Source organism: Acinetobacter sp. 778_lipA (assembly GCF_058242985.1).
On record NZ_JBZAYT010000001.1, the window covers coordinates 2,408,348 to 2,428,394 of the forward strand.

Here is a 20,047-nt window from a genome sequence, read left to right on the forward strand (position 1 = left end):
TTTTTATATTTTGTTCTCCCCCATAAACTTTAATAAAATAATAACTTTACATCAAGAAATGAAGCAGAATTTAATGCAATAGTCTAAGCGAAAACTAAACTTAATCAGCAATAATTTCAGAGATCTATAGCTAAATTTAAACATGTTCTACGAGATGCCCCCCCCTTCACACTGATAGCTCCACTTTATAACCCACTAAATATTGCATAACATCCCCCCTAATTTACGACATCGCAAAAATTAGAATTTACTCTTTAGAATAAACATGAAACCACAATCCGATATTTTACTCTTTCATCTTTTACATGAGCCAATGGGGCTCTTACTTTAAGTAAAATTCTAGTAAAAAGTCTATTATTTACTAAAACATAAAATCGTACTTGTGTAAGAATTCAAGTGGTTGATTTATTTTACAGCACAATTATAAAAATTTAAAACCAACTCTTTTAATCAGATTAATTTTTAAAGAAAAAACTAAATCAAACTAATTTAGTTGGTTTAATAAAATCTAAACAATACCATTCTAGTTGGTTTTATTTTTATTAATTCTAAGTGTTTTGATCAACTTTAAAATCAATAAAATTTAGTATATTTTTTAACAAAGTAAATTTTTAACTACTTGTTTAATATAAATTTAATAATATATTTTTATTTTAACTGTTTTATCTATTTATTTCTTGTTGCGTTTTGTTTAATAATATAAGCATATTTAAATAATAGGCTTAACGCATGAGCTTAAAACCTAACGATTTAAACCGTCGGCTTGTCAGAGAAATTGCAGTCATATTAATAATTAAGATTGCTCTTCTAATGACGATCAAACATATCTGGTTTGATGCTCCGACTATTCCTAAAGATTTTGATAACCAAGTTGCTGAGCGTATTGCTGGCAGTCCTTCCCAAATCAAGGAGACACGTTGATGATTTCTGAAAGCGTGGTCGATCTTTCGCGGTTCCAATTTGCAATGACCGCGATGTATCACTTTATATTTGTACCACTTACTCTAGGTCTGGCTTTTATTCTTGCCATTATGGAAACCACTTATGTGATTTCTGGTAAAGAAATTTATAAAGACATGACCAAATTCTGGGGCAAACTTTTTGGTATTAACTTTGCTTTAGGTGTAACCACTGGTCTGACGATGGAATTCCAGTTTGGTACAAACTGGGCGTACTACTCTCACTATGTGGGTGATATTTTTGGTGCGCCACTTGCCATTGAAGGATTGATGGCATTCTTTCTAGAATCAACTTTTATTGGTTTATTCTTCTTTGGCTGGGATCGCCTTTCAAAAGTTCAACATTTAAGTGTGACATGGCTAGTTGCGCTGGGTTCGAATTTATCCGCATTATGGATTTTAGTTGCCAATGGTTGGATGCAAAATCCTGTCGGTTCAGAATTTAATTTTGAAACCATGCGTATGGAACTTGTCGATTTTGGTGCTTTGATTTTTAACCCAGTTGCTCAAGTGAAATTTGTTCATACGGTGTCAGCAGGTTATGTGACTGGTGCAATCTTTGTTCTTGCCATTTCGAGTTATTACTTATTGAAAAAACGTGATTTACCATTTGCGCGTCGCTCTTTCGCCATCGCTGCAATCTTTGGTTTAGCATCTACACTTTCAGTAATCTTACTAGGTGACGAATCTGGTTATGAGCTTGGTGACGTTCAAAAAACTAAGTTGGCAGCAATTGAGTCTGAGTGGGAAACACATCCTGCGCCTGCGCCATTTACTTTATTTGGTATTCCAAATCAGGAAGAACAACGTACTGACTACGCTATAAAAATCCCGTATGCAATGGGTATTATTGCCACACGTTCACTCGATAAAGAAGTCACAGGTCTTAAAGATTTGATGGTTCAGCATGAGGCCCGTATCCGTAATGGTATGGTCGCATATAGCGAACTCGAAAAACTTCGTGCTGGTGACCGTTCGCCTGAACTTATGGCATCGTTCAAAGAAAACCAAAAAGATTTAGGTTATGGCTTACTTCTCAAAAAGTATACTGAAAATGTAACGGATGCTTCTGAAGCACATATTCAAGCAGCAACAAAAGATACGATTCCAAATGTAACTGCATTGTTCTTCTCTTTCCGTGCAATGGTCGCTTCTGGTTTCTTGATGCTACTCCTGTTTATTCTTGCAACATTTGCTGTGGCAAAACGTAATGCAGAAAATAAACCGTGGTTACTTAAATTTGCATTGTTTGCACTGCCATTACCTTGGATTGCAGCACAAACAGGTTGGTATGTGGCTGAAGGTGGTCGTCAACCATGGACCATTGGTGAAGTGTTGCCTACACATCTGTCTGCATCAAGTTTAAGCACTGGCGATGTATGGGGATCAATCATTGCATTAGCCGCGTTCTATACGGTGTTATTGATTATTGAAATGTATTTAATGATCAAATTCTCACGTTTAGGACCAAGTTCTTTACATACAGGCAAATATCACTTCGAGAAACTTGAAGCTCAGCAAGCTCAAACTGGGGAGAATCAATCATGATCGAATATGAACTTCTCAAAATTATCTGGTGGGTTTTAGTCGGTGTTCTACTGATTGGCTTTGCCCTGACAGATGGTTTCGATATGGGCTCAATGGCACTCATGCCATTTGTAGGTAAAACTGATGATGAACGCCGTGCAGCAATCAATACCATTGCACCGCATTGGGAAGGCAACCAAGTTTGGTTCGTGACTGCGGGTGGTGCACTATTTGCTGCTTGGCCTATGGTTTATGCAACGGCCTTCTCAGGTATGTACTGGGCGCTCTTGCTGGTCTTATTTGCACTCTTCCTTAGACCTGTTGGCTTTGACTATCGCTCTAAACTTCAAAATACTCAATGGCGTAATTCTTGGGATTGGGGCTTATGTATCGGTGGAGCTGTACCTGCGCTGGTTTTCGGTGTTGCATTTGGTAATATGTTCTTAGGCGTACCGTTTACTTTAGATGAGACTGTACGTTCAACTTATACAGGTAGCTTCTTTGCCCTACTCAATCCATTTGCCTTGGTTTGCGGTATAGTAAGCTTGTCGATGCTGTGTGCACATGGTGGCGCATGGTTAATGCTGCGTACAGATGGTGTATTACGTCAACGTTCTGCTAAAGCCACACAATTGATGGGCATTCTCTTCTTAGTTACCTTCTTGGGCGTTGGTGCTTGGTTATATTTTGGTGGCATCGAAGGATATACTTTGGTACAACCATTTAATACCAATGCTGTTGCTAATCCGCTTGCGAAAGAAGTATTAACAACGGGTAACCATGGTTGGATGAATAACTATTCAATTTACCCGATCACCATGCTTGCACCTATTTCTGCAATCCTTGGTGCAATCCTGATTATCTTTGGTGCTGGTAAAAACAAAGCTGGCGTGAGCTTTACAGGTTCTACCTTAGCAGTGACTGGTTCAATTTTAACTGCTGGTTTTGCACTATTCCCATTCTTAATGCCATCGAGTATCAACCCAACTGTAAGTTTAACCATGTGGGATGCGGTTTCGAGTAAGAATACATTAACAGTAATGACTGTGGTTGCTTCTATATTTGTTCCAATTATTTTAATCTATACCACATGGTGTTATTACAAAATGTGGGGCGTTATCACCAACAAACATGTTCAAGATAACTCACACAGCCTGTACTAAGGCTGTGTCTAAGCAAATAGGAGAATATTTATGTGGTATTTCGCTTGGATTCTTGGGATCTTGATGGCGTGTTTTGCAGGTGTGTTAAGCGCACTCTATATTGAACATCATCAAGATTTGGATGAGGAATAAACCATGACAGAGATCGCAATGACAACAAAAGAAAGAAAGCCGAATAAGTTTGCAATGGCCGTTTCGTTTTTGATGGCATTGCCTCTTGCTGCGGTATTATTGATTCACCCTGGCGCAATGCTTGATGCCAATGGTCATTATAACCATAGTGCGCTCATGATGGTGATGATTGGTATTTCAGGTGGCTTTATACATGGGGTAGGATTTCTACCACAGTTTTGGTTATGGAAATGGTTATTTAGCCCCTATGTTGCATGGCCACTCATGCTATGGGGCTATTACACTTGGTTCTTGAGCTAAATCCAAAATTTGAAACAATAAAACCCTGATTTATTTAGGGTTTTATTTTAATTAGATGAAACGCTACTTTTAACACTCTTTCTCATTTCGATTAAATGCAAATCTACAATAGGTAGGCCTACATTTGCAGTTAAAGGATAATCCGCCACTTCACCCGTTTGAACATAGCCACGGCGCTGATAATAAGCAATCAATTCATAACGTACACTTAAAACCCACATAACGAAATGCGTAAAATGGCAAGGGTTGGATAGAACTTTGTCATGCACATACCGTTCAGCAAAATCTAAAACGTATTTGCCAATACCTTGATTCTGTAATTGAGCTGCAATACAAAATGTGCCGATTTCCACATCATGCTGGGTAAAAGTCAGACCAATACATGCGACAATTTGCTCCTCCAATTCAGCAACAAATAACTGAAAATTATCCTGAGTCAATGCTTGTTCTAATTGCTTGGCATTGATACGATCACCCGCGACAATTTCTGATTCACTTGTCCAACTACGACCTTCTTGCTGCCGATAGGCAGAATTAATCAGATCAACTAAATGTGTAATGTCAGATATTCGTACTGTTCTAAAATTAAGCTGATATTTTATCAAGTTTTATTTCTGTCATATTAAAGCTGAGTAAAGTACTTTATAAAACGAAAATGGTAGCGAGAAAAGCCTTATTCTCACTCCATTCCGTCTTACCCATAAAATAATTTATAATCATCAAGATGATGAATATTATATCAATCAAACCATTTATGCTTTTGCACTATTTAATCATATCTGGTGTGTCTATCATGTGGCGACATCAATGTCGCCCATTATCTGTGAAAATGCGGGGGTATTGCACGTCCCCCCCTCGCCAAACAAACGCAAAACAAAGTACAGTTTTGTTTGTAGCACAAGATTGGTATTTCCCTACAAAAGTGAAACATTGCCTACACAAAGATATTTAAATTTTCAAGAAAAGATGGGGAAGTGCAAACTCCACAGAACTATAAACTAACTTTTATAAAATTGTATTATTCAGTTAAATACAAAAAAAGACCATCGAAATGGTCTTTCACATGTACTCAAAATTATTGCTCAGCTAACCAAGTCATAAACTTCTGACGTTCCGCCTTACTTGCATTTTGCCAGATTTGAATCAATTGGCGATCTGCTGAATTGGCATCACTTAAGGCTTGAGTGGTCTTAGTAACTGTGGTTGCTGCTGGTGACTGGCTTGTCGTTGTTGCATATACAGCCGCTGGTTGATTTACTGGCGCTTTCTTACTTGAAGTTAAATCAATCACTTTGCCAAATAACCCAGAACCTAACCAAGGCTTCGCTTCAGTATTTACACCAGTCTGTTGTACCACGAGGCGATTTTTATTGTCATAAATCGCAATCGTTGGTTGTTCTGAATACTTTTTTGCATCTTCAAAACGCTGAGGCGGATTCACTAAAGCAATTTTATAAGTTTGACCATCTTTTAAATCTGGCGCTGTCACTGTGACTACACCCGATTTTAAAATATCGTGTTCACCATTTAAATGTTCAAAATATTGCTGGTAACGAACACTTACTGCAACTTGACCTGCATCGACTTTATATTCATTCTTTTTACGGATTAAACCTGAATTCACTTCTTGATCGTTCACCGCCAATACTACAATTTCTTCTGGCGCAGATAAGGTGACTGCTGCAAAAACTGATCCGCTTAGCATTAAAGCTAATGCAGCAACGCCGTATTTAAATGCCATATTGCTCTACTCTTATGTCAAAAATATGTAAAATTTATTGCACTATGCAATGTCGTGATGACAGTTTTATGACAATGGTGATTTGTTCTAATTTTTATAATGAAAATATTTTCATTTTACTTATCACATAATTTCTCATTTACTGGAATAAAATCATTCATCTGCTTGTCCTGAAATCACATTTTAAAATTATTTCTTCTTATCTAAAACTAGATCCTTTGAATAGCACACATTCAGAATAAGCATAACTCTAAAAACAAATTAAAAGGATGTTCCCCATGAATAAGAAAACCATATCCTGATTTAAAGCAATAATAACGAGATATATCATTATTATTACAGCTGTTTGTCGTAGCTTATGCCACACAAACTATATATTGTAGCAACCGGTTACGCCACTCAAGCTAACCCTGTACAACGCTCAAAAAAATACCCGTAGCAAAATTGGCCACAGTTAGGCAATTAGCTATAAATACATATAGTCATCACTAATCAAAATAAAAAATAGTGCTAGCAACCAATGCCTTTATTTTGATGTATTACGATGCACTCAGTCATATAACCTAAAATTCTTCTGGTCAAATCTGAGTGTTTTTTAGTCAATAAGGTCCGTTCTACCTATGAATCAAACTCCTCATTGTCTAATGCTTTGACCCCTCTTTAAATGTCACCAATATTCAAAACATCATTATTAGAGGGATGAATGTACCGACATTAAAGGCCACCATTGCCCAAGCCAATGATGAATGAATTTAATGGACAAGCCAATGTTATGGCAGATACTGGTGGACTCAGTATCATGCATCAACATTATGATGCGCACAATATCTGACTGGCTATAGACCTACCCTGACACAAGCGTTTCAATTACAAAAATTGCGGATGAAGAAACACTTCGATTAGGCATTTATTCATCAAAATTTAAAAAAATGGCTAAAAATACACCATCAGCTTTGGTATTCATGAACAAGAGAAAATCCTACAACCGATGTGGGATAAGTCATTAATACGCAATTTTGCTAAACTTAACGATTTTATAGTGTCACTCTGTTTAAAAAATTTAGGCTTACGTGGTGATATCCTTGTGGGCATCAATAAATTTAAATTAATGTTCACCCCTATCTCATTATTCCAGCACCACTCACCGCAACCAATCTGGCCAATGTGCAACATCGTATTGCGATTGTACGTAATGGTTTCAATGTACTGAATAAATGGAAACAAAAGATATTCTTTGTGTCATGGAATCCAACCATCAGTTGCATATTGGCAAGGGTAATGGCTTATAACAACCCTTAGGTGCACGATAAATCCTAAACCGTCACAATGCAAAACATTACACTTTTTTCAAAGCGACTACATTTTGAGCACAGTTCTTGCTTGTTTAATATCGTGTATATCGCACAATAAAAATACTCAACAAAAAATGAGGTGCAACATGATTTTTAAAGACCATATAGTTCGTGTTGAAAACATTAAAACGATGCAGATGCTGGATAAAGCTAAGTTAGATCATCAAGTTATTGCGATGTTTATGACTTGCGAAGGCATTCCTTTAAAAAGCAGTGAAGTGACTGCGCTTTTAAAGGAATATGAAATGCTAGGACAGCACAGAGTTCCAGCTAAAAAAGCCAAGGCATTGCTTCAAGCTAAAATGGAGCATTTTGAGGATTCTGAATTACCGTGTCCTGCTGCTTACTAAGGCATATAACCATTAGGATTATTGTTTAAATCACCTTTTATCGGTAAATAGAATCAATAGATACGTTCTATTTACCGCATTTAAACCATATACAAGCTTCAGTTCTCCAAGGCCCCACATCGTTACTTTTGCAATGGGATTATAAATATTTGCTTTTCAAAATGATAATACAAGTCAGACTGCTCTATTTGTCCTGCAATAATTCTGAATGGTCAATATGTTTTGACGCAACGAAGCGACCAATATAACGGTTCTCAATCGGGTCATTTTGAATATTTTAAGTTCTTTGAGCAAGAAAATACCATAACAGCATTCTACATACGGACCAGAGGGAAAGATTAAAAAATGATCTCATTTAGAAACATCTAAACTTGCACTCAACTGGATTGAATCGTTGAGATTTAGTTTTTTGAATATCATTGAATAACAATACAATGGCTTCAATCATGATCGAATATGTATATTTTATAAAACATTCAATTTAAGCAATCAGCTTTCATCTATATAGATGTGTATAATGAAAAGTCCTTAATAATTTATACATTTATCTCTATGCTTCAAATTCTGCAAAAACAGCTGGATGAAAGTACATTTTGCCCGCTTTGTCAGGCAAGTATGTATTATGTTGAAGCTGAAGAATTTGAGAAAGAAGTCAGTTTTCACCAATGTAGCCATTGCAATCATCAAGTTTTTCAAAACAATCAACGTAACTGTCATTGTGAAACATGTCAAAGCAAACGGCGTAAACTGATTAAAGAAACTCGCTTGCAAGAAACCCGTAAGCTAAAGAAAAAAGATAACTTTGAATTAGGTTTAGACCAGCTCAGTTTTTTACATAAATTATTTTTACTGAGTATTTTAGACAATCAGGTGCATGAAAATACCAACCATCAAGAGTTTATTGATTGGGAAGTAATTAAATATCATCCCATTACACCCAATTACTATTTTCAAAGTCAACTTCTCAATCAGCTGATTAAAGATAATGTTTTTGTCGCCAAAGATTTTAGCGATGATGCCCACCAATACTATATCAACGTTCGTTTGGATGGTTATTCTGAACCGAGTATGTTTAGTATTGCAACACAACTACGCCATTGGTTCTATGAGAATCTAAGCCAAGGTATCCCATTTAAAACATCCGATGAAGTGAAAAATGCACTCTATGTTGTGCTGTATCAAGAAATTGTACAGTTTACCCAACATTATTGCCGCACGTGGGGTATCCAGATTTCGGGTAATAAAAACTTCCAAATCTTCTGTTATCACCTACTCGACACATTGGCCGTTGGGCAAATTTTCTATCTTATTCAAACTGCGCTTGAATATTTATATCAAAAAAAGGCGCTACAAGTTCGTAACGAAAACTTTATAAATACCAATATTCTCAAAAAAACAGTACAACAATATAGAGAACGTGCAATTGCAGAAAAATGGGAAACCTCAACCCTGCCACGCCCACCGAATATTCCATTGAGTAGAATGAGTGAAATACTGTTTTATCGGTTTTTAGGCTACGATGAAGGTATCTTCTTTCAACCTGTGTGGAAATCATGGAAAAAGATCGAACCACGGTTAAATTTCTATTCACAAAAGCGCTGTATGTATTGTGGCTCAAACGAATTGACAGTTGAGTACGATGCACAAAATTATGTGACATTATTTTGTCGCAGTTGCAAACACCAAGACCACTACTTTACTCAGTAAGGAGCATTTATGAATCATCCTGAAAATATTACCCAATCTCAAACGGATCAACTTCATACGCACACTGATGTCATTTTACAAAAAGTTGTGGATGCTTGGACTGAGTTGCAAACTCAACAACCCTTAGTCCAGTGTATTACCAATAGTGTTGCAGCAAATTATGCTGCCAACGTCTTGTTAGCTGCTGGGGCTTCACCAGCAATGATTGATAACCCATTTGAGGCTGAAAGCTTTGCGTCTATTGCTGCAGCATTAAGTATCAATGTGGGAACGCCTACATCTGAACAAATGCAGGCCATGCAGATTTCAGCACAAACTGTAACAAGTAAAAATATACCGTGGGTTCTCGACCCTGTTGGTTATGGTGCATTTCTCAAATGGCGCAGTGAAATGGTCGATCAATTGGTTTTGCTTAAACCGAGTATTATTCGTGGCAATGCTTCAGAGATCAGTACACTTGCCGGTAATCAGGTTGAATCCAAAGGTGTAGACAGTACTGTTTCGAGTAATGAAGTGTATTTGCAAGCTTTAGCACTTTTAACCCATACTGAATGTGTTGCAATTTCTGGTGAATCTGACTTTATTCTTTCTAAACAGCTCAATAGCGTGATTCAGGTTAATGGCGGAAGTTTTTTACAGCCTAAAGTTACGGCAACAGGTTGCGCTTTAGGCGCACTAATTGCAGCGTATAGTGCGGTCACAACAGTCACGATCGCAGCAGTCTCTGCACATATCCATTTTGCGATTGCAGGAAAATTAGCTTTTGAAAAAGCCCAATCTGTTGGGAGCTTTAATGTCGCATTTCTAGATGAAATACATCAAATGAGTGCGGATAAAATTTGGCAATATGCTGATATAAAAGTCTTAAGTCTTTAGAGTACAAATATAAACTTGCTTTTAATCATTAAAATTAAGCTTAAACCGATTATGAAACCACATATCTCATTACAAGAAGAAAAATTGTTTTGGGACGCAATAGACCAGTCGAACCACAACAAAGATGCTCACTGGTCTGACTATGATATTGAACAGCATTTACAAGATCTTGTGCAATATTTATCTCAGTTGGATAAACAACAACTGATTATTTTTGAAAAAACACTTCAGCTCAAACTCTCACAACTCTATAGCGCTGAAATCGCAGAACTCTCGACAATTCTAGAATCTGAATTTACTGAAAAAGATGGTATTTTCAATTTCGATGCTTATCTATCAGATGATGGTTTTATTTATTTTAGATGTTGGTTAATCCTCAAAGGCAAGGATTTCTTTGATGACATACAAGAAGATATTCAAAACTTTGTTAGCAGAAAATATAGTTTTGATATAGGCGACACTTGGGCTGAGGGTCTACTCTATGTTGCTGATGAAGCATATAGCGTTGATTATGAAAATGAAGAAGAGTCTGAGATTCGTGATGCAGTATATTTACAACATCCAGAACATCACTATGATTTTGCAGCAGGCAAGATTGAAAGAGATTTACTCAATGGTGTTGAGTTACAAGCACGATATCCAAAACTGGTTAAAGCAATATGCGAACTTAGAAATAAATAAGTAAAAGATTGGGGCTTATCTTCTAAGCCCCAATCTGATTATTTTTGCACGAAAACTTTTTTATAAATTTCTCGTGGCATTTCAGCAAACTCTACGCAGAGCTGAATTTCTAAACCCAGTGCAGAATAATCTTCAAATGACTGTAAAAATTGCGATAAATTTTCAGTCATTAAGTCTTTTTGTGGTTCAGTACGACCACTTAGACCTTGTAAACGTACAAAAATAAATGCCTGATTACTCTGCTCGCCACTTTCATCCCCAAAGCCAATCAAATAATCCGAAACTGATTGAATACGGGATTTAATATCATGTGCTTGCCCCACTAACCCTGTATCAAACAGTGCATGATTTAAGCCCAACATCAATTTCTTTTTATCTAAATTTTGAATATTGTCAGAATAATCAATAAACATTTGTGGCATCGTATTAACCGTTTGAAAGTACTGGATATAGGGCAGAATTATAGCATTAACATGTAAAAAACTGTAAAATTAACACTAAATTAGCATTTTAGCGCTTAGATTTATGAGAACGGTAAAAGAAAAAGTAAGCCGTAAAGGTATGATTTTTTTCAGCTTACTTTAGCTCTACAAATTTACTTCCAAATACTAAATTTTCTAAATGATAGGGAATTCGAGATAAATCAAATACTAATCTATATTTCGTTGATTTTAATCTGTAAATATTACTTTAAGTTTGAATCTTTTTTAAAAGCTAGACATTGGGCTTAAGTTAGCATCTTAATTATTTCAAACATTTTTTAGACTACATTGATTATATTTTTCAGCTGTATCAATATTACACCAGCTAAAACCATTTTCACTTGCTGATTTTAGTTTTAGCATTTGTGGCATATATCCCATAAATGAATCTTAGCTAATTCATATTACGAAGTACTTGGATAATTAAGATTATACCGATTTTAGAGACTCTACATAAATATAGAGTCTCGTTAATTTAAATTCTGGCATGTGTACCATACTTATCGATCATAATTGAACTCGCTTCATTTAAACCACGTACTGTGACGTTGATTCCACTCTTACGAAATTTGCTTACAACAGAATCCAACATCGCAACAGATGTGACATCCCAAATATGGGAGTGAGTCAAATCGATAATGACATTTGAAATTTTCTCATTGAAGTCAAAGCTTTGCATAAATTTTTCAGAAGAGCTAAAGAAAATCTGACCGCTTAAATCATATAAACGTGCTGATTCTTCAAAAGCAGACTTCACCTGAATATCATTTTCTAATTTAATGGCAAGAAATAGCGCTGAAAGCAAAACGCCACTGAGTACACCTAATGCGAGGTTATGAGTAGCCACGACCACTATGACAGTCATGATCATCACAACATTACTACTTTTAGGATTTGCTTTAAAGCTAGTTAGAGAACGCCATTCAAAGGTACTAATAGAGACCATAATCATTACAGCAACCAATGCAGCCATTGGAATCACTTTGAGCCAGTCACTAATAAACACAACAAGAATAAGAAGAAAAATACCTGCTGAGAATGTTGATAGGCGAGTTAAACCGCCAGATTTCACATTAATCATAGATTGACCGATCATTGCGCAACCCGCCATTCCGCCCATAAAACCAGATGCAATATTGGCGATTCCTTGCCCTTTGCATTCCTGATATTTATCACTTGGTGTATCCGTCATTTCATCCACGATCGTCGCTGTCATCATAGATTCAAGTAAACCAACTGCCGCTAATGCGAATGAATACGGCAAGATAATCTTCAATGTTTCAACATTCAAAGGGATGTCTGGAAGTAAAAATATTGGAAGCGTATCAGGCAAAGCCCCCATATCCCCAACTGTTCGCACATCAAATCCAAGACTCATTGCCAATATCGTAATTGCAATAATACACACAAGCGGTGAAGGCAGTATTTTTCCTAATTTTGGAATGAGCGGAAATAAATAAATGATTACCAAACCTAATGCAACCAAAGCATAAACATGCCACGTCACATTCACAAATTCAGGCAACTGAGCCATAAAAATTAAGATAGCTAAAGCATTCACAAAGCCAATCACTACAGATTTAGAAACAAACCGCATTAACTTCGCTAACTTCAAATAGCCTGCAAATATTTGAATCACACCCGTTAAAATTGTTGCAGCAAGTAAATATTCAAGGCCATGCTCTTTTACTAAAGTGACCATAAGCAATGCCATAGCGCCTGTTGCTGCCGAAATCATTGCTGGACGTCCCCCAACAAACGAAATCACGACGGCGATACAAAATGATGCATATAAACCCACTTTTGGATCTACACCAGCAATAATTGAAAAAGCAATAGCTTCGGGGATGAGTGCAAGCCCCACAACAAGTCCAGCAAGCACATCCCCACGGATGTTAGAGAACCATTGTTCTCGGATATTAGATAACATAAATAGCGCCTATTTTTTTGATTTTTTGATAGGCTAGTGATGTGATATACGACACACAAACGACTACACCACATCACTAGACAGTGATGAGTTATTTACAAATTAGAAGAGGTAAATAAACTTAAGGTGGCGTAAGTGTCATAAAAAAGCACTGGTTTTGAAGGAAGTTAAAGTGCGAGTATAGCATCCAAATTTACTACACAGCTATACGATGCTGAAATTCACTTTAATTTTAGAATAAGAATAACCATGAGATGAAACATTTCTGGACTAGGGCGCTTTATGGTTCTTTATCTCATTCAAAGCACGACATCTATTGTATTCTATTGATAGACCTTAACAAAATCATCAATAAACATCTGTGTTAATGCATTCTTTTTCACTTAAAACGATTGAATCATAAGATCTGAGATGCAACAGTAGCATTGATCACCAATTCTAGATTTTCAAAATCATCAAATTGCTCAAACTCAAAATCGATCTTGATTTTCGCAATCACTTTTAGATAACCGTCACGACTTTCAATAAATGCCAATTGGTATAAATCGACAGGATTATGGATACTTTTAATGGTAAAACACCCATTAAATGCATCACATTCATTTTCATCAAAAACCAACGTCAACCCAAGCAAATCTTTTAAAAATGGAGATGGTAGCTCCAACCCTTCAAAAGAAATATTTGAATCTATCAATTCATGCGCATAATAAAATGGGCACAACTGAAAGCTGAGATTATAACTATTAGAATATTTGCATTTAGACAAAATAGCTAAACGTGGACTTAATAACTTTTTCTCAAATTTAGCCATTAATTCATCACTAAAAACATCTATCACTCAACAAATAACAATGCCAAACGTACCTGATCATAGCCCATTTTGGGACTGGTTAAATCAACGATTGGACGCAATTTAATCGCACCATCATCATTAAAATGACTTGGATCTTGACGTTTCTTCAATTTTTTATAGATCACACGAATTTTTTCTACAACTTCTTCACCAGGATTTGCAATCGAGATATCTAAACCTTGCTCTCGATGTAAACGAGCCAAATGATTGATAATCGTCGCAGGAGTTAATCCACGTTCAACCGCAATATCCTGAATCTCATACCCACTCTCGAACAATTCACGTGTTTCATCAAGTGTTGCCGAGGCATAATTGGTTTTACCACTATTACGCGCCAGCTTCTTCTCATTACGTTCAATCTCAGTGGTATTTAAAGTCCCGCCACAATGACGAATAAAAGCATTGTGCTGTGAAGTTAAATCTGAATCTGCATAATGCACTTCGGCTTCATTAGATAACTCTTGAAAACGGCGATCTGCTTTAATTGCAAGACTATCCAGTTCCAATGCCTGATCATTAAAACCTAACAATCTTAAACCCTGAATCGATTTAAGCCGTGATAAAGCCACATAACCCTGACCTTTTTCAAAAGTATGGCTTAAGTTGATTTCCGCAGCTTCCAAGGTCATCCCTTGTGATTTATGAATAGTAATCGCCCAAGCTAATCGTAATGGTACTTGTTGTAGACTGGCGATGGTTTTACCACCTTCATTGTCAACAGACCATGTTTCTGGCGCAACCAATAAGGTTGTACCATCGGTCATTTTGACTTTAGGCAACATTCCCAGTTCATCGTCCTCTTCAAAACCAATAACTTCACCTAAACTACCGTTGATATAACCCATATCGAAGTTATTTTTAACGAACATGACTTTGGCATGTTTTTTAAGCGTCAACTCGTCAGGCGCACGTACAGAAGATTTCAATGTTTCGATCAGCTTTTCGTTACCATCTGTCACCGCTACAAATTGATGATCATCCCCTTCAATCGCATTGAGATGCTGAAAGTTGATGCTATCCACATCCATATTGTGGGTATACAAACGCGTGTAGGTATCACCAATGTCTTGATTACGGGTATCTTGTAGCGCTTGAATATGCTGTGGCTGAATATTCTGGGCACGAATCGCATTGAGTACGTCATTCAATGCCGAATCATCTTGACGATGCTGCTCTGTCAGGTAGCAAACACGAAATTTTGCTTCAACCCAAGCGGTTGACATAAAACAAAATTTATCTCGATTTAGTTCGCTGTTTTTACCTACAGGTGGCAACTGGAAAAAATCTCCGGCTGCAATCACTTGAATTCCACCGAAAGCATCATCAGATTCTTTAAAATATTTTAAAACTTGATTGACTAAATTTAGCTGTTTGGCATGTAACATTGAAATTTCATCAATGATCAAGACTTGGGCATTTTCTAAATGCTCTTTTAAGTATTTACGCTCTTTCATACGCTTCAAATCATCATCAGTCAGCGTATCTTTGATCCCAATACCTGCCCAAGTATGAATCGTCATACCATTCATATGTGTTGCTGCAATCCCCGTAGATGCTGTAATTGCAACAGGGACTTTGCGTGCTTTTAAATAATTGATGTACTGATTAAGCGTATAGGTTTTTCCTGCACCAGCAGATCCAGTCAAAAAGACATTTTCACCCGCTTTCATAAGTTTGAGTGCAGTTTCTTGTTTCATAACAGCCTTGAATTACCTAAACAGGATGGGACGGCTATAGCCTAACGATTTTTGTATAAAAAGTTAAGCCAAATGCATCACGAAAAGTGAATTAAAGCCAAGCAGCCCACTTAAAAATGATCTGCGTCAAACTATAAGTTTCCCAATTCTTCATTGGGTTGAATACTGCTTTTCCATTTTAAATGCTGATTTACATCATCAATAAAAGCTTGAGCTTTCAATATATAGAACTCATCAGGAATAAGATTATTGGGTAAACGCAATTGATCAAAGACCAAACGTCCTAATTTATAATAACAACCCAAAGTCATTTCCTGCGTCGCATCATCAACTTTCGATACATGAAATGCTACATATTCTCGATCTACAATCCGCGCACAATAGGACAATGCCAAACAGTGTTTAAACACCAACGACTCTTGAATAATTCGTTTTAGGCTATTCAGTTCCTCATAGCACCACTCATCAAAATAAATCTTTTGCATTGGTGCAACGCGATCCCAATGATCTACATCTATTTTTTCTTTAAGTGTCGATAAGGTATCAACAAAATAATGATGTTGATGCCAACGCTGTGCTTGCTGATATAGACCAGACCAAGTGACATTTCGCTCTATATCGTGATGATCATTAAATAAATGCATCACATAGTCCAAAACAAAGCTGTCGTATATACTAGGGTTAGATGCACGACCGATCTGCATGTGTTTCAGTTTTTTACGAAAATCATCGACTGTTATATTGTGCTTTTGCAACTGAATAAAGAATTCAGCATGTTGTTGTCGTTGCGGATCAATAAATTTAATCAGTTGTTTGGGCAAGCCCTGAGCAATGTGTTGTACAAACAGCATAAATGCTTGAATGATTCGATTTATCTTAAGGTATATTTTTTTATACATCTGCGGTTGATCTGCCAACATCAACGCAGCAAAATCTAACCATTCTTCGATATATAAATAAGAATGAGAAATCGTTTTCTTATTCGATTTATTTTCAATCTCTGTTTTTAAAAAACTATAACGATTGTTCTTTGGGTTTTTTTGCCATTCATTTGTAATTGCAAAGGAATGGCATTCAATTAAAAATAGCCGTGCTGCAATATTTTTAAAATACTTTAAAACACTTACAGTGACTTCAGGATAAATCTTTGAAGTATCAATCAAACTTAATGCTGTGATTGTGATCCGGACATTGGGGTCCTTTATATGTCGGCTAATCCAATCATTGACCTGTTCATCTTGTTTAAATAGCCAATTTGCAGTGCGCTTAAGACTACAAATTGGAATTTGTGGAACTTGATCCTGTTCCCAATATTCAGCATCTTTTTGTAAAAAGTGCTGCTTGCTCAATAAATCCTGATATTGCCAAAAACCGCGTTTCATATATTTTGCATAAGCAAGCATTTGCGGTTGTTGTTGAGCATGTACCGCCAGCAATTGATAACTTGCAAAATACTGGCTGAGTTCTTTTAAGCGTAATGATTCTGGGTGAAAAATCTTTAAAATACGCAAATAATGCGCTGGAATAAACTGATCTAAAGAAAAAATGGCCTGTTGAAATTTGGGTACCAATGACTGAATCGGTAAAAACTCTTGACCCAATACAGAATTAATCAGCACTAAATGCTTAATGTTAATTTCAACACTTAAAGGAATCGCTTTACCATATTTGGCAAAATCAGAAACATAGGCATAATCAAAATATTCATAGTGCAGCAAAATTTGATCAATACGCTCTGCATCTGCTTCACTAATATTATATAAATACTGCTCTACCCGATTTTCACCATCCACCCACTCAAAAACCTGCTCAATCAGCGTTTGGCGGATGATTTGGGCTTTGGTCTTTAAATCAGTTGGATGTATCTCATGATATTTTGTTGTATAAAAATAAATATTTTCTGAGAAATATTGAACAAAACGATTGATATTAATTTTATTTTCTAAACAACGCGGTAACTTTTCAAAATTTAAATCAAAAATTAAACCCTTTTCTTCATCAAAGTAGATATTGAGTAACTGATTTGCCAGACTGAATTGATGCTGCTGTGGATCAAACTGGAAAAAGTTGTGCGCAGTAATCTCGGACAAATAGTCAAATTGATCAAGATAAATCTTATTTAAATTTGCTGAAACCTGAAGTAATTCTTGAGCAGCAAGCTGGTGTCTATCTGGCAGCTGCTCCTGAACTGTCTGCACCATATTTGCCTCAATCCATCTCTTACATATATTGAATTTATTAGGGTCTGTTGACACTTCTTCTATGTTTGCGACAACGAGTTTTTTTAGACGATTCGAGGCACGAAATACGAAATTTAGTCAGCTAAATGAGTAGTTCGTAACGACGTAGCGACAAAAAAACTCTAGTCCCGAAGGGTTATGGTTAAAATTATCTCAGTCTGTGTTATGAAACTCGAAAATAGTCTCGCTATTCTCTTCGTTTCATGCCTTGCCTGCTCAATTTTAGCCTACAACGCAAGCCATTTATGAAATGTTAACAGACCCTATTGTAGGCGAACAATTTTACAAAACAAATTGAATTCCAATTATCTTTTGCAAAAGTTTGTTTAAACTGAGCTGTGATCGTGTAACGGGTTTTATCTTTATTGATTCTAATTTATCCATTCTTTATTCATTATTTAAAATCTATTTTAATTATATGTTATTTATTCAATTAAATTTTTATAAAAAAGATCCCCTTAGTTTTCAAAAAAACTAAGGGGATCTCTATCGCAACACATTTGAAATTTTCACTAAAATTTAAAATAAATGCATTGCAGGCTTAATTAAGAATGTACAGGCTTTGCCCCCATACGCTCTTCAATCAAGTCATAGCACCATTGGAAAATAAAGGTATACACCAAAATACAGGTGGTCATTCCAAAATCCAATAAAATTGCTTGCCACAAAGACATATCCATTGCGTAAGCAACCATTGGAATCGTGGCTAACATCAAACCACCCTCAAAACCAATGGCATGTAAAATACGTACACCAATGGTACGTTTAAGTTTTCTCTTACGTTCAAATTGTTCAAAGAAATGGTTAAACACCATATTCCAAACCACTGAAGTCACGGCCATCGCAACACCTAATACACCAGTAACTTCCATTGGCACTTCAAAAATAAAACTTAATGCAATCGCTATGATCACCAACAGGATGACTTCATAGCTTAATGCATGAATAACCCTTCTTTTGGAAATCATCATTTAAAACTACTCTTTTTTGATTCGATGGATGCATTATATTTTTATAATATTGATCAATCGAGTCAGGTTCTTTCAATTTTATTGAAAGGTTGTATAAATTGGAGTAAATTTAATGATTGAAGAATTAAACAGAATGGTGCCAAGCGCATGAATATTAACCAAGAACAACTCACCATCTTTAAAACGGTGATGGAAATAGGTTCATTTTCAGCAGCAGCCCGACAGCTTGGCAAAGTCCCCTCCGCTGTCAGTATGTCTATCGCCAACTTGGAAATAGACTTAAATCTAAAACTCTTTAATCGTGTGGGACGTGAACCAATCCCTACGCCTCAAGCCCAACGCTTATATGAAAAAACTGAACAACTGCTGGTAGAAATGAATCAGTGGAAACAACAAGCGATTGCACTTAGCGAAGGCTTGGAATCCTCATTAAATATCGTGGTGGTTTCTGAATTACTGCATACAGACTGGGCTGAATACATTGCACTGTTGGGAGAGCATTTTCCAACTTTAGAAATTAATATCTTCTCAGCACCACAAGAAGATGCGCTGAAAATGCTGATGAATCAGACTGCACAACTGGCATTGATGTTTGAACGTGAAATACTTGAAAGCCGTGAGCAATTTGTCGAATTTAAAAAAGAAGCCTTGGTTCCTGTTTCAGCTATTCATCATCCATTATCAGCACATAAACAAGTTACTTTTGAACAAATCCTACAATCCAGACAAATTGTCGTGGCAAGTCGTGATCGAACCATTAAACCTGAACTGCTTTATTCTAAAAACTATTGGCGGACGGACAATCACCACTCAGCATGTGCTTTAATTTTAAAAGAACTGGGTTGGGGAGTACTTCCCTTAGAAATGTTTAATGAAAATCCTGAGCTTAAACATAAGTTAAAAATCTTGGATTTGCTCGATTTCACACCAAAATTTGAATATTTTGTGGACTTAGTCTGGAGTCGTGAGAGCAATTTAGGCTCAGCTGCTCGTTTTTTGATTAATCACATTCGAAATCAAAGAATTCATACAAAATAATAGGCCTTTCAGTACATTTTCCTCTTTTGCTCAAATCGCATTGTGTTA

18 protein-coding genes are annotated in these 20,047 nt (G+C 36.3%); 10 read left to right on the top strand and 8 right to left on the bottom strand.

What is annotated here, in order from left to right; translation table 11 throughout:
* Nucleotides 1–729: 729 nt before the first annotated feature.
* Genes cydP through AC4CUY_RS11455 form a run of 5 tightly spaced genes read left to right on the top strand, consistent with a single transcriptional unit; the run spans nucleotide 730 to nucleotide 4,081 of the window.
* A complete protein-coding gene (gene cydP / locus AC4CUY_RS11435) occupies nucleotides 730–921 on the top strand; it encodes a cytochrome oxidase putative small subunit CydP (protein ID WP_004719678.1) in 192 nt (63 codons plus the stop codon).
* A complete protein-coding gene (locus AC4CUY_RS11440; protein WP_004719676.1) occupies nucleotides 921–2,507 on the top strand; it encodes a cytochrome ubiquinol oxidase subunit I in 1,587 nt (528 codons plus the stop codon). The genes cydP and AC4CUY_RS11440 overlap by 1 nt, the downstream gene beginning before the upstream one ends.
* Nucleotides 2,504–3,649 (top strand): cytochrome d ubiquinol oxidase subunit II, encoded by a 1,146-nt coding sequence (gene cydB / locus AC4CUY_RS11445; RefSeq protein ID WP_004719675.1) that lies wholly within the window; start codon nucleotides 2,504–2,506, stop codon nucleotides 3,647–3,649. The genes AC4CUY_RS11440 and cydB overlap by 4 nt, the downstream gene beginning before the upstream one ends.
* A 30-nt stretch (nucleotides 3,650–3,679) precedes the next feature.
* Nucleotides 3,680–3,781, top strand: a complete 102-nt coding sequence (cydX, locus tag AC4CUY_RS11450; protein WP_002120988.1) for a cytochrome bd-I oxidase subunit CydX — start codon at nucleotides 3,680–3,682, stop codon at nucleotides 3,779–3,781.
* A 3-nt stretch (nucleotides 3,782–3,784) separates the two neighbouring features.
* Nucleotides 3,785–4,081, top strand: coding sequence for a cyd operon YbgE family protein (locus AC4CUY_RS11455; protein ID WP_483770941.1), 297 nt, complete (start codon nucleotides 3,785–3,787; stop codon nucleotides 4,079–4,081).
* A 47-nt stretch (nucleotides 4,082–4,128) separates the two neighbouring features.
* Here AC4CUY_RS11455 and AC4CUY_RS11460 read toward each other — a convergent pair whose 3' ends face one another.
* Both AC4CUY_RS11460 and AC4CUY_RS11465 read right to left on the bottom strand, forming a co-directional pair.
* Nucleotides 4,129–4,686 carry a GNAT family N-acetyltransferase gene (locus AC4CUY_RS11460; protein WP_336950767.1) on the bottom strand — a complete coding sequence of 186 codons (558 nt, stop codon included), beginning with the start codon at nucleotides 4,684–4,686 and terminating at the stop codon, nucleotides 4,129–4,131.
* 470 nt (nucleotides 4,687–5,156) lie between these two features.
* Nucleotides 5,157–5,822, bottom strand: a complete 666-nt coding sequence (locus AC4CUY_RS11465; RefSeq protein ID WP_336950766.1) for a YccT family protein — start codon at nucleotides 5,820–5,822, stop codon at nucleotides 5,157–5,159.
* A gap of 1,438 nt (nucleotides 5,823–7,260) precedes the next feature.
* Here AC4CUY_RS11465 and AC4CUY_RS11470 point away from each other — a divergent pair.
* From AC4CUY_RS11470 to AC4CUY_RS11485, 4 genes are all read left to right on the top strand, one after another.
* Nucleotides 7,261–7,524, top strand: a complete 264-nt coding sequence (locus AC4CUY_RS11470) for a hypothetical protein (RefSeq protein WP_336950765.1) — start codon at nucleotides 7,261–7,263, stop codon at nucleotides 7,522–7,524.
* 552 nt (nucleotides 7,525–8,076) lie between these two features.
* Complete coding sequence (locus tag AC4CUY_RS11475) at nucleotides 8,077–9,231, top strand: hypothetical protein (protein ID WP_336950764.1); 1,155 nt, start codon at nucleotides 8,077–8,079, stop codon at nucleotides 9,229–9,231.
* Between the two features lie 9 nt (nucleotides 9,232–9,240).
* On the top strand, nucleotides 9,241–10,107 hold the full coding sequence (thiM, locus tag AC4CUY_RS11480; protein ID WP_490774133.1) for a hydroxyethylthiazole kinase: 867 nt from the start codon (nucleotides 9,241–9,243) through the stop codon (nucleotides 10,105–10,107).
* A 51-nt stretch (nucleotides 10,108–10,158) separates the two neighbouring features.
* Nucleotides 10,159–10,788, top strand: coding sequence for a DUF4240 domain-containing protein (locus AC4CUY_RS11485; RefSeq protein ID WP_490774134.1), 630 nt, complete (start codon nucleotides 10,159–10,161; stop codon nucleotides 10,786–10,788).
* A gap of 38 nt (nucleotides 10,789–10,826) precedes the next feature.
* Here AC4CUY_RS11485 and AC4CUY_RS11490 read toward each other — a convergent pair whose 3' ends face one another.
* From AC4CUY_RS11490 to aceI, 6 genes are all read right to left on the bottom strand, one after another.
* Nucleotides 10,827–11,210, bottom strand: coding sequence for a 5-carboxymethyl-2-hydroxymuconate Delta-isomerase (locus tag AC4CUY_RS11490; protein WP_490774135.1), 384 nt, complete (start codon nucleotides 11,208–11,210; stop codon nucleotides 10,827–10,829).
* Nucleotides 11,211–11,745: 535 nt separating this feature from the next.
* Nucleotides 11,746–13,200: a SulP family inorganic anion transporter gene (locus AC4CUY_RS11495; protein WP_490774136.1), complete on the bottom strand. Its 1,455-nt coding sequence runs from the start codon at nucleotides 13,198–13,200 to the stop codon at nucleotides 11,746–11,748.
* Nucleotides 13,201–13,597: 397 nt separating this feature from the next.
* Nucleotides 13,598–14,011: a hypothetical protein gene (locus AC4CUY_RS11500; RefSeq protein ID WP_262086329.1), complete on the bottom strand. Its 414-nt coding sequence runs from the start codon at nucleotides 14,009–14,011 to the stop codon at nucleotides 13,598–13,600.
* A 23-nt stretch (nucleotides 14,012–14,034) separates the two neighbouring features.
* Entirely contained in the window at nucleotides 14,035–15,750 is a 1,716-nt protein-coding gene (locus AC4CUY_RS11505) for an AAA family ATPase (RefSeq protein ID WP_336950759.1), read from the bottom strand.
* 131 nt (nucleotides 15,751–15,881) lie between these two features.
* Nucleotides 15,882–17,951, bottom strand: coding sequence for a hypothetical protein (locus AC4CUY_RS11510; protein WP_336950758.1), 2,070 nt, complete (start codon nucleotides 17,949–17,951; stop codon nucleotides 15,882–15,884).
* Nucleotides 17,952–18,535: 584 nt separating this feature from the next.
* Nucleotides 18,536–18,961 carry a chlorhexidine efflux PACE transporter AceI gene (gene aceI / locus AC4CUY_RS11515; RefSeq protein WP_004822192.1) on the bottom strand — a complete coding sequence of 142 codons (426 nt, stop codon included), beginning with the start codon at nucleotides 18,959–18,961 and terminating at the stop codon, nucleotides 18,536–18,538.
* Nucleotides 18,962–19,108: 147 nt separating this feature from the next.
* On the opposite strand from aceI, the gene aceR reads away from it, so the two are divergent.
* Nucleotides 19,109–19,999, top strand: coding sequence for an HTH-type transcriptional regulator AceR (aceR, locus tag AC4CUY_RS11520; RefSeq protein WP_419359972.1), 891 nt, complete (start codon nucleotides 19,109–19,111; stop codon nucleotides 19,997–19,999).
* The last annotated feature ends 48 nt before the right edge of the window (nucleotides 20,000–20,047 follow it).

Excerpts from the sequence above, each read along its gene's own strand:
- cydP (WP_004719678.1), top strand. The coding sequence starts at position 730 with ATGAGCTTAAAACCTAACGATTTAAACCGTCGGCTTGTCAGAGAAATT.
- AC4CUY_RS11440 (WP_004719676.1), top strand. The coding sequence starts at position 921 with ATGATTTCTGAAAGCGTGGTCGATCTTTCGCGGTTCCAATTTGCAATG.
- cydB (WP_004719675.1), top strand. The coding sequence starts at position 2,504 with ATGATCGAATATGAACTTCTCAAAATTATCTGGTGGGTTTTAGTCGGT.
- cydX (WP_002120988.1), top strand. The coding sequence starts at position 3,680 with ATGTGGTATTTCGCTTGGATTCTTGGGATCTTGATGGCGTGTTTTGCA.
- AC4CUY_RS11455 (WP_483770941.1), top strand. The coding sequence starts at position 3,785 with ATGACAGAGATCGCAATGACAACAAAAGAAAGAAAGCCGAATAAGTTT.
- AC4CUY_RS11465 (WP_336950766.1), bottom strand. The coding sequence starts at position 5,822 with ATGGCATTTAAATACGGCGTTGCTGCATTAGCTTTAATGCTAAGCGGA.
- AC4CUY_RS11470 (WP_336950765.1), top strand. The coding sequence starts at position 7,261 with ATGATTTTTAAAGACCATATAGTTCGTGTTGAAAACATTAAAACGATG.
- AC4CUY_RS11475 (WP_336950764.1), top strand. The coding sequence starts at position 8,077 with ATGCTTCAAATTCTGCAAAAACAGCTGGATGAAAGTACATTTTGCCCG.
- thiM (WP_490774133.1), top strand. The coding sequence starts at position 9,241 with ATGAATCATCCTGAAAATATTACCCAATCTCAAACGGATCAACTTCAT.
- AC4CUY_RS11485 (WP_490774134.1), top strand. The coding sequence starts at position 10,159 with ATGAAACCACATATCTCATTACAAGAAGAAAAATTGTTTTGGGACGCA.
- AC4CUY_RS11490 (WP_490774135.1), bottom strand. The coding sequence starts at position 11,210 with ATGCCACAAATGTTTATTGATTATTCTGACAATATTCAAAATTTAGAT.
- AC4CUY_RS11495 (WP_490774136.1), bottom strand. The coding sequence starts at position 13,200 with ATGTTATCTAATATCCGAGAACAATGGTTCTCTAACATCCGTGGGGAT.
- AC4CUY_RS11500 (WP_262086329.1), bottom strand. The coding sequence starts at position 14,011 with ATGGCTAAATTTGAGAAAAAGTTATTAAGTCCACGTTTAGCTATTTTG.
- AC4CUY_RS11505 (WP_336950759.1), bottom strand. The coding sequence starts at position 15,750 with ATGAAACAAGAAACTGCACTCAAACTTATGAAAGCGGGTGAAAATGTC.
- AC4CUY_RS11510 (WP_336950758.1), bottom strand. The coding sequence starts at position 17,951 with ATGGTGCAGACAGTTCAGGAGCAGCTGCCAGATAGACACCAGCTTGCT.
- aceI (WP_004822192.1), bottom strand. The coding sequence starts at position 18,961 with ATGATGATTTCCAAAAGAAGGGTTATTCATGCATTAAGCTATGAAGTC.
- aceR (WP_419359972.1), top strand. The coding sequence starts at position 19,109 with ATGAATATTAACCAAGAACAACTCACCATCTTTAAAACGGTGATGGAA.